Source organism: Pseudomonas sp. PONIH3, from assembly GCF_002934345.1.
Taxonomy (GTDB): domain Bacteria; phylum Pseudomonadota; class Gammaproteobacteria; order Pseudomonadales; family Pseudomonadaceae; genus Aquipseudomonas; species Aquipseudomonas soli.
On sequence record NZ_CP026386.1, the window covers coordinates 842,621 to 854,090 of the forward strand.

General features: G+C 67.8%; 10 protein-coding genes. 6 read left to right on the forward strand and 4 right to left on the reverse strand.

Annotated features, from left to right (window positions below):
• Nucleotides 1-265 precede the first annotated feature (265 nt).
• Entirely contained in the window at nt 266-1,120 is an 855-nt protein-coding gene (locus tag C3F42_RS03680) for a CAP domain-containing protein (protein WP_038705966.1), read from the forward strand.
• Between the two features lie 44 nt (nt 1,121-1,164).
• Here the strand turns inward: C3F42_RS03680 and C3F42_RS03685 are convergent, their stop codons facing one another.
• Nucleotides 1,165-2,166, reverse strand: a complete 1,002-nt coding sequence (locus C3F42_RS03685) for a GlxA family transcriptional regulator (protein ID WP_094011179.1) — start codon at nt 2,164-2,166, stop codon at nt 1,165-1,167.
• Between the two features lie 98 nt (nt 2,167-2,264).
• Here C3F42_RS03685 and C3F42_RS03690 point away from each other — a divergent pair, with 98 nt between their 5' ends.
• Nucleotides 2,265-2,876: a LysE family translocator gene (locus C3F42_RS03690; RefSeq protein ID WP_104443987.1), complete on the forward strand. Its 612-nt coding sequence runs from the start codon at nt 2,265-2,267 to the stop codon at nt 2,874-2,876.
• Nucleotides 2,877-2,886: 10 nt separating this feature from the next.
• On the opposite strand, the gene C3F42_RS03695 is transcribed toward C3F42_RS03690, so the two are convergent.
• Together C3F42_RS03695 and C3F42_RS03700 are read right to left on the reverse strand one after the other, a co-directional pair.
• Complete coding sequence (locus C3F42_RS03695) at nt 2,887-4,083, reverse strand: MFS transporter (RefSeq protein WP_094011177.1); 1,197 nt, start codon at nt 4,081-4,083, stop codon at nt 2,887-2,889.
• 107 nt (nt 4,084-4,190) lie between these two features.
• The gene (locus C3F42_RS03700; protein WP_104443988.1) at nt 4,191-5,090 is read right to left on the reverse strand and encodes a LysR family transcriptional regulator; all 900 of its coding nucleotides are present in this window, start codon (nt 5,088-5,090) and stop codon (nt 4,191-4,193) included.
• 76 nt (nt 5,091-5,166) lie between these two features.
• Between C3F42_RS03700 and C3F42_RS03705 the strand changes: the two genes are divergently transcribed.
• Nucleotides 5,167-5,496: a cupin domain-containing protein gene (locus tag C3F42_RS03705; protein ID WP_038705962.1), complete on the forward strand. Its 330-nt coding sequence runs from the start codon at nt 5,167-5,169 to the stop codon at nt 5,494-5,496.
• On the opposite strand, the gene C3F42_RS03710 is transcribed toward C3F42_RS03705, so the two are convergent.
• Complete coding sequence (locus tag C3F42_RS03710; protein ID WP_158659517.1) at nt 5,487-6,854, reverse strand: MATE family efflux transporter; 1,368 nt, start codon at nt 6,852-6,854, stop codon at nt 5,487-5,489. The genes C3F42_RS03705 and C3F42_RS03710 overlap by 10 nt on opposite strands.
• Nucleotides 6,855-6,958: 104 nt before the next feature.
• On the opposite strand from C3F42_RS03710, the gene C3F42_RS03715 reads away from it, so the two are divergent.
• The 3 genes from C3F42_RS03715 to C3F42_RS03725 all read left to right on the forward strand — a co-directional run bounded on the left by C3F42_RS03715 (nt 6,959) and on the right by C3F42_RS03725 (nt 11,465).
• Complete coding sequence (locus C3F42_RS03715; protein WP_046855878.1) at nt 6,959-7,552, forward strand: TetR/AcrR family transcriptional regulator; 594 nt, start codon at nt 6,959-6,961, stop codon at nt 7,550-7,552.
• Between the two features lie 147 nt (nt 7,553-7,699).
• Nucleotides 7,700-10,105 carry a glucose/quinate/shikimate family membrane-bound PQQ-dependent dehydrogenase gene (locus C3F42_RS03720; RefSeq protein ID WP_094011175.1) on the forward strand — a complete coding sequence of 802 codons (2,406 nt, stop codon included), beginning with the start codon at nt 7,700-7,702 and terminating at the stop codon, nt 10,103-10,105.
• Between the two features lie 109 nt (nt 10,106-10,214).
• Nucleotides 10,215-11,465, forward strand: a complete 1,251-nt coding sequence (locus C3F42_RS03725; RefSeq protein WP_038705959.1) for a carbohydrate porin — start codon at nt 10,215-10,217, stop codon at nt 11,463-11,465.
• Nucleotides 11,466-11,470 lie beyond the last annotated feature (5 nt).

Here is an 11,470-nt window from a genome sequence, read left to right on the forward strand (position 1 = left end):
CACGTGCCACGGACCGCTCCCGGGCGATGGCCAAGGCCCGCCTGGAAACGCCCGAGGTGACTGAGTAGTGTTTCTAGCCGATAGTGCGAATTATTACCAATGAACCGCACTTTCTTGCCAACCAGCGGTCTATCCCCTCTTTTGCCGCCTGCAATGGTTTACCCAGGCTTGGTTTTTCACACCGCACAGGGCCGGGCCAAATGCCTTGCGCTTGTGTAGGATGGGCAGCGCAGATCCAGACGCTGCCAGTTACAGGGAGATCCACATGCGCGTCCCATCCGTTGCCTGCCTCGGCCTGACGCTGGGCCTGCTTGCCGCGACCGGCACCCCGGCGTATGCCGGCGAAGAGGCGCAACTGATCGATACGATCAACGTCTACCGCAGCCAGGCCCAGCGCTGTGGCGGCGAGGCCTCGCTGGAGCTGCCGCCGCTCAACAGCGACACGCGCCTGGCCCTTTCGCCGGAGGGCACCCGCGACCTGCAGCAAGCCATGACCCGCGCGGCATACCCGATGGTCAACGTGCAGGCCATCAGTCTATCGGGCCCACGGGATGCCAAGGCGGCGATGAAAGCCATCGAGGAGAGCTTCTGCCAGGTGGTACTCGACCCGCAGTTCGTCGATATCGGGGTCAGCCAGGAGGGCCGCGACTGGCGCATCGTCCTGGCCCGCCCGCTGCTCAGCGGGCGCCTGGGCGACTGGCAGGCCGAAGGGCAGAAGCTGTTGCAGGAGATCAACGCCGCACGCAACCTGCCGCGCCAGTGCGGCGGCCAGCCCTACCCCGCCGCCCCCGCGCTTGCCTGGAACGCAACCCTGGCCGGCGTGGCCGCCAACCACACCCGGGCCATGGCCAACCAGAACTTCTTCGACCATATCGACCGCGACGGCCGCACCCCGGGCGACCGCGCGGAACTGGCCGGCTACCTGTACCGGCAGATCGGCGAGAACATCGCTGCTGGGCGCGATACCGCGCGCAAGGTGGTCGACGGCTGGCTGGCCAGCCCCGGGCACTGCGCCACGCTGATGAACGCGGACTTCAGCGAACTGGGGGCGGCATATGCGGTGGACCCGAAGAGCGACGCTGGGATCTACTGGACGGGATTGTTCGGTACGCCACAGTAAACCCACATCCCGAAGCCCACTCCCACACCACTGTGATCTGCGGGTCAGACCGTGGGAGCGGGCTTGCCCCGCGATGAGTCCAGTTCGGACTTGCGCAACACCAGTGCCGTACAACCGAAGCGCCGCCGCACCCACTTGCCCAGGTAACTGGCATCGCCCATGCCCACTTCATCGGCGATCTGCGCCAGGCTGTGGCTGGAGTTGAGCAACCGCCAGCGCGCCTGCTGCAGGCGCAGCTCCTGCCACCAGGCCTTGGCGCTCATGCCATGGCAGGCCTGGAACTGGCGGTCGAGCTGGCGCCGGCTGATCCCCAGCTCCGCCGCCAGCGCCTCCACCGGCAGCCGCGCCGCCAGGTGATGGCGCATCAGCGCCGTGGCCCGTTGCACCTGGCGCCGCTCCCCGGCGCCGGCCTCCAGCGAGCGCAAGGCATGGCGACTGTCGCGGCTTTCATCCACCAGCATGTCGGCCAGGCCCTTGAGCGCCCGGGCACGGCCGCTGGCGCGGGCGATCAGCTCCACCGCCAGGTCGATGGCCGCCGTGCCGCCAGCGCAGGTGATACGGCTGCCGTCGAAGCAATACAACTGCCCGGTCAGCAGTCGCACACGGGGAAACGCCACGCGAAACTCCGCCTCATGACGCCAGTGCACCACCACCTGATGACCGTCCAACAGGCCACAGGCCGCCAGCAGGAAGGCCGCGTTGTCGACGCAGACCAGCTTCACCCCCGCCTTGGCCGCCTGTTTCAGCAAGGCCCGGTAGCGCGGCGCCAAGGCTGCCGTGGCGCTGGCATTGCGCCCGCCGAACAGCACCAGATGGTCGTAGGCGCTCCAATCGACCTGCGCAGGCGTCGCCTCCACCTGCACCATGGCCCCGCTACTGCAAGGCACAGGCGCCAGGTCGAGGCCGATCACGGTCCAGCGGCAGTAGCGCTGGCGGCTGTAGTCCTCGTCGTCGGCGGAAAAGCGCAGCTTGTCGAGGAAGGCGCCGAAGGGCAGCAAGGCGAATTCCGGCAGCGGCAGGATGAGCAGGCGCAGGTCGGGTGCCATGGCAATGTCCGAATGTGACCATCAGTTGTCCGAATACTACCCTGGATTCGCGCAACCCTGTCCTACACTGGCGCCCTCACTTCCGACAAGGCACACCCATGGCACTCGACACCTGGCTCATCTACCTGCTCGCCAGCATCGGCCTGTCACTGACCCCAGGCCCCAACAGCCTGTTGGCCCTGACCCATGGCGCGCTGTACGGCGCCCGCCGCACGCTGTTCACCATCTGCGGCGGGGTGTTCGGTTTCAGCGCCCTGATCGCCCTGACCATGTTCGGCCTGAGCGCCCTGCTGCAGGCCTCGGCCTCGGTGCTGACGGTGCTCAAGTGGGTGGGCGGGGCCTATCTGGTCTGGCTGGGGATCCAGCTGTGGCGCACCCCGGCCCTGCACCTCGAGTTGCCCTGCGGCAGTACCGCGCTGGGCAATGCCGGGCTGTTCCGCCAGGGCTGCCTGTCGGCGCTGGCCAACCCCAAGGTGCTGTTGTTCTATGGCGCGTTCCTGCCGCAATTCATCGACCCGCAGCGCGGCCTGCTGCTGCAGTTCGTGGTGATGGCGGCGACCTTCGCCAGTGTCGAGTGCCTGGTGGAGTACCAGCTGGCGCGCCTGGCATTTCGCATCCGGCCATGGCTTGCCAAGGGTGGCCGGGGGTTCAACCGCGCTTGTGGCGGCCTGTTTGCGCTGATCGGCGTGGCCCTCCCGCTGGGACGATAAACACCCGGGCTCAGCGCCGGGAAACGATCAGGAACACCACCAGCGCCACCGCTGGCAATCCCGCCCCCAACAGCGCCACCCCCTGCCAGCCGAACTGCGCATACACCCCGCTGGCCAGCGCCGAGCCCACGGCGCCGCCGAGGAAGATGCTGGTCATGTACAGGGCATTCAAGCGACCACGGCTGGCCGGATCCAGCGCGTACACCTCGCGCTGGCCGATGACCAGGTTCATCTGCACGGCAAAATCCAGCAGCACCCCGGTCAGCCCCAGGCCGATCACGCTCATGCCCGCGCTACTCAGGCCGCCGAGCATTGCCAGCGGCGCCAGGCTCATCGCCAGCAACGAAGCGCGCCGTCCATGTCCGGCATCGGCCAGCCGCCCGGCCAACGGCGCCGCCACCGCGCCCACCGCCCCGACCAGGGCGAACAGCGCGATCTGGCTCTGCGACAGGTCATGTTCAGCGGCCAGCGCCAGCGGCACCGCCGTCCAGTACAGGCTGAACGCCGCGAACATCAGCGCCTGGTACAACGCCCGCTGGCGCAACACCGGATAACGGCGCAACAGCACCAGCAAAGAGGCCATCAACCCGGCATAGCTGGCCTTGTGCTCGGGGACTCGGCGCGGCAGGGTCGACGCCAGCAGCAGGATGATCGCCAGCATCAACCCGGCGGCACCGACGAACACAGCACGCCAGCCGAAATGATCCGCCACCAGGCTTGCCAGTGGACGCGCCAGGAGGATCCCCAGCAGCAACCCACCCATGATGTTGCCGACCACCCTGCCACGCTCGCGCTCCGGCGCCAGATGCGCCGCCAGCGGTATCAGCATCTGCACCGCCACCGAACTGAAGCCGATCAGCAGTGCGTACAGCAGGAACACCTCGCCCTGCCCATGGCCGCTGGTGCCGGCCAGCAACAGGCTACCGGCGGCCAGCACCGCCGTGGCGACCATCAGCCGGCGGTTCTCCAGCAGGTCGGCCAGCGGCACCAGGAACAACAGGCCCAGGGCGTAGCCGATCTGGGTCAGGGACACGATCAGGCCGGCCCGCTCGGTGGACAGGCCAACGTCCGGGGCGATCAGGCCGACGATGGGTTGGGCGTAGTAGATGTTGGCGACGATGGCGCCGCAGCAGAAGGCCAGCAACGTCACCAGCGCCCGGCTCAGGCCTGGGACCGCAGGCTGGGCAACGGCGAGGGAGGGATTCATTCGAGGGTACCTCGGCTTGCGAAAGGATGTGCGCGAAGGGTGACGGACATTCGCCCCGGCGAGAATCCATCGCCCGCGCAACAGGCCTTTGCGCGGCACGCAACGCCTCAGTCCGCCAGCAGCCCCTCACAGAAGGCAACGAACGCCATCACCCGTCGCGAACCACGGTGATTGGGCAAGTACAAGGCGTTGATGCTGGCGCTGGCATTGCCCGGACTCACCGTCCAGTCGGCGAACAGCCGTTGCAGGCGTCCGGCCTCGACATCCTCACGCACCAGCCAGTCGGCCAGCAGCGCCACCCCGCTGCCAGCGATCGCGGCCTCGCGCAGCAGGTCGGCATTGGCGCTGCGCAGCGGGCCGCTGTTGTCCAGTTCCAGGCATTGCTCGCCCTGGGTCAGGCGCCAGGGCCGCGCCGACTGGCCGTAACGAAAACGCAGGCAGGCGTGATCGGCCAGTTGTCGCGGTTCACCGAGCGGCGGGTGCTGGCGCAGGTACGCGGGGCTTGCCACCAGCCAACGCTCGAAGCGGCCCAGCGGCCGGCACACCAGTTCATCGCCGGGCGCCGGTTCGCCCAGGCGAATGGTCAGGTCGTAGCGCCCGTCGAGCAGGTCGTCGAAGCGGTCGCTGAGGTCGATGTCCAGCTCCAGGGCCGGGTGACGGGCGAGAAACGTCCCCAGGTGCGGAGCAATCACCCGCCGGCCGAACTCCACCGGCAGACACAGGCGCAGCACCCCCACCGGCTCCTCGCCACGGTCGGCGACGCTGGCGTCGGCTTCGGCCAACGCCTCGAGGATCTCGCGGGCGCGCTGGTAGTAGCTGGCGCCGGCCTCGGTCAGGCTGACCTGACGGGTGGAGCGGTTGAGCAGGCTGGCCCCGAGCGCCTGTTCGAGGGCATCGACCTGGCGGGTCACCGAAGACGTCGCCACCCCCAGTCGGCGCGCGGCGGCGGAAAAGCCCCCGGTCTCGGCGGTGGCCATGAACACCTTGATCGCCAGCAGCTTGTCCATCGTGGTTTTCCGTGGGGCAAAAGCCAAAACCTTCCTACAATTGCCCCTCTGCAATCAACCTCTCGCGAGCCGTCCCATGCCAGACAACCTGTTTACCGCCCTGCCGCCGCTGGCCCCCGAGGCCGATGAGCAGTTCACCGAGCTGCTGCGCCGCCCGGGCCTGCGCATCGAACGCATCGTCTCCAGCGGCCAGGCCAGCCCTGAGGGGTTCTGGTACGACCAAGCCGAAGGCGAATGGGTACTGGTGCTCAGCGGCAGCGCCGGGCTGCGCCTGGAGCACGAGGCGCACACCCGCGTACTACGCGCAGGCGACCACCTGGACATCCCGCCCCGCTGCCGCCACCGCGTGGAGTGGACCGAGCCCGGCGTGGCCACGGTGTGGCTGGCGGTGTTCTATCAGGGCTGAACCAGCGCCGCGGTGAGCGGCCTGGCCTGCAGGCGATAGAAACGCCACGGCAGCAGCACCGCCGACACGGCCAGGCCACAGGCGAAGCCCACCCACACACCCACCGGGCCCAGCGCGGAATGGAAGGCCAGCCAGTAGCTCATCGGCAGCGCCAGCAACCAGTAGCTGAGCAAGGTCACCCCCACCGGCCAGCGGTAGTCCTGCAGGCCACGCAAGGCGCCCAGCGCGGTGGATTGCAGGCCGTCGGCCACCTGCATCGCCGCCACCACCACGAACATCGGCACGGCGATGGCGATTACCTGCGGGTCGTCGCTCATGGCTTCGGCGATGCGCCGCCCGAACAGCGCCAGCAGCACGGTGGCCACCAGCATCCAGGCGGTGACGCTGGCGAAGGTGGCGCTGCCGATGGCGCGGATGCGCGCTGTCTCGCCGCGGCCCTGGGCCTGGCTGATGCGAATGCTCACCGCCGCGGCCATGCCTAGCGGCAGCATGTACAGCAGCGCCCCGATCGACTGCACCACCTGGTTGGCGGCCAGTGCGGCATTGCCCAGCCAGCCGAGCATCCACGCCGCGATCACCACCGCGCCGGCCTCGGCCAGATAGCCCAGCCCCAGTGGCCAGCCCTCGCCAAGCAGCGTGCGCCAGGACAAGTGCGGCCCGTGCGGCGCCTGGCGGTAACGTGCCAATGACGGCGCCAGGTGCCAATAGGCAAAGGCCAGCAGCACCGCCAGCGACTCGGCGATCACCCCGGCGATGCCCGCACCCAGCAACCCCAGCGCCGGCAAGCCGAAATGCCCGTGGATCAGGCCATAGCTCAGCGGCAGGTTGAACAGCACCGCGCTCATCACCAGCAGTACGGCCACCCACGGCCGGCCGATGGCCTCCAGCACGTCCTTGAACACCACCGCCAGGCAGTACGGAATCAGGAACACCGCCATGGCCTGCCAGTACGGCGTCAGCAGGGCCACGTCCGGCAGTGGCACGCCCAGCCATTGCACCAGCGGCAACGTGACCAGCATGGCCAGGCAACCGAGGATGCCGACCAGCAACCCATAGCCGAGGCCGCCACGCAGCGTGCGCGCCACTTCGCCCGGATCTTCGGCGCCGAAGGCGTGGCCGACGCGCACGCTGAGGGTGGCGAGCATGCCGTACAGCCCGGCATGGAAAATCAGCCCGGCACTGCTGGTCAGCGCGACACAGGCCAGCACCAGCGTGCCCAGCGAAGCCAGCAGCACGGTGTCGGTCAGGCTGATCAGCTCGGCCGCCGACAGGCCCAGCACCAGCGGCAGCGCCAGGCGCAGCAGGCCTGGCAGCTCGCCCAGCCAGGCAGTGGGTTTACGCGAAACGAGGGCAGACACGGTGACAACCTCCAATTGACATACGCCGCGTATGCTAATGCCATTTATTGACATACGCAACGTATGCTAATTTGCGCGCATCGCCTCTTGTCATCGGAGCCTCAATGCCCACCCCTCGCCGCAGCCGCGCCGCCATGAGCGCGGACACCACCGAACGGCTGATCGCCGTTGCCCGCCGCCAGTTCGCCGAAAAAGGCTTTGCCGCCGTGGTGATGGACGAACTGTGCGCTGAAGCCGACCTCACCCGAGGCGCCCTGCACCACCACTTCGGCGGCAAGGCCGGGCTGTTCACCGCGGTGGTGCAGCACCTGCTCGACGAGATCAACCAGGCCATCGATGCCCGCTACGCCACCCACGCCGATCCGTGGGAGGGCTATATCGACACCTGCCTGTACTACTACGACCTGCTGCATGAACCAGCGCTGCGGCGCATCCTGTTGCAGGATGCGCCCGGCGTGCTCGGCCCGCGCCTGCGCGAGATGGAAGAGGCCAGCTACATCGGCCCCATGGCCCAGGGCCTGGTCGAGCTGCAGCAGGCCGGCAGGTTGCGCGCCTTCGATGCCGTGGCCATGGCCCACCTGCTCAACGGCGCCATGGGCGACAGCGGTATCTGGGTGATCGCCCAGGACGATCCGCAGGCGGCCGCCGAGCGCGTGAAAGGGGCGTTGCGCTGCCTGATGGAAGGGTTGCAGGCCTGAGTTCATTTTGGCGCGTGGCTGCGAGGGAGCGGCTGATGAATCGGCTGCTCGACCTGCGACAATCGGTCCCGATTTAAAATGTACTAACTTGTTAATTAGCTTGCTAAGGGATTAAACTGCCGGTATTCCACCTGCGAGATCCCTGGCATGAAAGACTCACCCCGCGCCACTGGCGCCTCAACCTTCATCCTGGTCGGCCTGGGCGTTGTCATCGCCCTGCTCGGCCTGCTCCTGGCCGCCGGCGGCGTCAAGCTGGCCGGCCTGGGCGGTTCCTGGTACTTCCTGACCGGCGGCCTGGCCATGGCCCTCGCCGGCCTGCTCATCGCCCGAGGCAAGCCCGCCGGCGCCTGGCTGTACGCCCTGTTCCTCGCCGGCACCGCGATCTGGGCCGTGGCCGACAGCGGCCTGGTGTTCTGGCCGCTGTTCTCGCGCCTGTTCATGTTCGCCGCCATCGGCCTGGTGGTCGCGCTGGTTTACCCGCAACTGGTGCGCCGCCAGGCGCGTGGCGCCTATGGCATCGCCGGCGTGCTGGCCGTGGCCCTGGCCATCGCCGCCGGCAACATGTTCGTTGCCCACCCCAGTGTCGCCCCCACCGGCAACGGCCCGGGCCTGACCCCGGTCGAGCCTGGCCAGCAGCAGAAGGACTGGGCCCACTACGGCAACACCGAAGGCGGCAGCCGTTTCGCTGCCCTGGACCAGATCAACCGTGGCAACGTCGACAAGCTCAAGGTCGCCTGGACCTACCACACCGGCGATGTCGCCCAGAGCGACGGCAATGGCGCCGAAGACCAGCTCACCCCGCTGCAGGTCGGCGACAAGGTGTTCATCTGCACCCCGCACAACAACCTGATCGCGCTGGACGCCGACACCGGCAAGCAGCTGTGGAAGAACGCCATCAACGCCCAGTCCAAGGTCTGGCAGCGCTGCCGTGGCATGGCTTACTTCGACGCCACCGCGCCGATCGCCCAACCGAGCCAGCCGAACAGTTCACCGATCACCCTGGCCAGCGTGCCGGCCGGCGCCAACTGCCAGCGCCGCCTGCTGACCAACACCATCGATGGCCGCCTGATCGCCGTCGACGCCGACACCGGCGCGTTCTGCCAGGGCTTCGGCGACAACGGCCAGGTCGACCTCAAGGCCGGCCTGGGCGATGTGCCGGATTCCTACTACCAGCTGTCCTCGGCACCGCTGATGGCCGGTACCACCGTGGTGGTCGGCGGGCGCGTGGCCGACAACGTGCAAACCGACATGCCCGGCGGCGTCATCCGTGGCTTCGACGTGATCAGCGGGGCCCAGCGCTGGGCCTTCGACCCTGGTAACCCGGAAGATCGCGCCGCCCCCCAGGGCGATGGCACCTACGTGCGCAGCACTCCCAACAGCTGGGCGCCGATGTCGTACGATCCGGCGATGAACACCGTGTTCCTGCCGATGGGCTCCTCGTCCACCGATATCTACGGCGTGGAGCGCAACAAGCTCGACCACACCTACGGCGCCTCGGTGCTGGCCCTGGACGCCACCACAGGCAACCAGAAGTGGGTCTACCAGACCGTGCACAACGACCTCTGGGACTTCGACCTGCCGATGCAGCCGAGCCTGATCGACTTCACCAAGGATGACGGCAGCAGCGTGCCGGCCGTGGTGATCGGTACCAAGGCCGGGCAGATCTACGTGCTCGACCGCGCCACCGGCAAGCCACTCACACAAGTCGATGAAGTGCCGGTCAAGCCAAGCAACATCCCCAATGAGCCGTACTCGCCAACCCAGCCGAAGTCGGTGGGCATGCCACAGATCGGCGCGCAGACCCTGACCGAGTCGGACATGTGGGGCGCCACGCCCTATGACCAGTTGCTGTGCCGCATCGACTTCAAGAAGATGCGCTACGACGGCCTCTACACCGCGCCCGGCACCGACCTGTCGCTGAGCTTCCCGGGCTCGCTGGGCGGGATGAACTGGGGCAGCATTTCCACAGACCCGGTACATGGTTTCATCTTCGTCAACGACATGCGCCTGGGCCTGTGGATCCAGATGATCCCGTCGCAGAACAAGGGTGATGCCGCCGCCGGTGGCGAAGCGCTGAACACCGGCATGGGCGCGGTGCCGCTCAAGGGCACCCCGTATGCGGTGAACAAGAACCGCTTCCTGTCGGTGGCCGGAATCCCGTGCCAGGCGCCGCCGTTCGGCACCCTGACCGCCATCGACATGAAGACCCGCCAGGTGGCCTGGCAGGTGCCGGTCGGCACCGTCGAGGACACCGGCCCCCTGGGCATCCGCATGCACCTGCCGATCAAGATCGGCCTGCCAACCCTCGGCGGCACCCTGTCCACCCAGGGCGGCCTGGTGTTCATCGCCGGCACCCAGGACTTCTACCTGCGCGCCTACGACAGCAGCAACGGCAGCGAGATCTGGAAAGCCCGTTTGCCGGTCGGCAGCCAGGGCGGCCCGATGACCTATGTGTCGCCCAGGACCGGCAAGCAGTACGTGGTGATCACCGCCGGCGGTGCGCGCCAGTCGACCGACCGCGGTGACTATGTGATGGCGTACGCACTGCCATAAATCGCGTCGCCTGTATCGCCGGCAAGCCGGCTCCCACAGGGTCCGCGCACTCACTGTGGGAGCCGGCTTGCCGGCGATGAGGCCCTTTCAGACCACCCGAGACCTTGCAATGTCATCCGTTTCACGCCTCACCCCCACCCTGCTTCTGGCCCTTGCCAGCACCCCTGCATTCGCCGCCGACAACACCCTGACCGGTGACTGGGGCGGCCTGCGCCAGCAACTCGCGGCAGACGGCATCACCTTCACCGGCGACTACAGCGGCGAGACCGCCTACAACGCCCACGGCGGCCTGCACCGTTCGGCCCGCTACTCGCAGAATCTCAAACTGGGCGCGCAGTTCGACCTGTCGAAACTGTATGGCCTGGACAACGGTGGCAAGGTCCAGCTGACCATCAACGACCGCCGCGGCAACAGCGCCTCGGAGGACCTGGTGGGCAACCGCCTGCCGATCCAGGAAAACTACGGCGGCCTCTACACCCGCCTCACCGAACTGAGCTATGAGCGTAACCTGTCGCCTGCGCTGAACCTCAAGCTCGGCTACATGGCCATGGGCAACGACCTCGGCGGGCTGGACAGCGGCATCCTGTGCAACTTCATGAACGCCGGCTTCTGCGGCCACCCGCTGAACATGTCCGGCGGCAGCGGCTGGACCAACTATCCCAACGCACACCTGGGTGCGCGGCTCAAGTACGACCTGGCGCCAGACTGGCAACTGCGCGTGGCGGCGTTCAACGTCGACCCCGAGAGCAACGGCAATTCCAGCCGTGCCTGGCACCTGGGGCCCAAGCACAGCACCGGCACCGTGCTCCCGCTGGAACTGGTGTACAAGCTGCGTGGCCAGCTGCCGGGCGAGTACAAGGTCGGTTACTACTACGACAGCTCGAACGTGCAACGCATCGGCAGCAGCGAGGAAGTCGCCGGTCGCGGTGGCCATTACCTGCTGGTCGACCAGGCCGTGTGGAACGACCCGGCATTGCCGGGGCGCAGCCTGCACGCCTTCGGCCAGTACTCGGCCTCGAGCAAGGCCGCCTCGCCATTCACCAAGTGGTACGGTGCCGGCGTGGTGCTGTACCAGCCGTTCGCGGGCCGGCCTCGGGATACCGTGGCGCTGGGTTACGGGCGCGCAGTGCCGAACCCGCGCAGCCGCGACGTGCTCGAGGCTGCCGCATTCAATGCCGGCCAGCCATTCCCCGACATCGACAGCGCCGAACAACTGATCGAGCTGAGCTACGGCTACCAGGCCACGCCGTGGCTGAACCTGCGCCCGGACGTGCAGTACATCGTCGAGCCGGGGGCGTTTTCCGGGAAGGACATCGACAACGCCCTGGTAGTCGGCTTGCAGGTCAAGGCGACGTTCTGAGCACC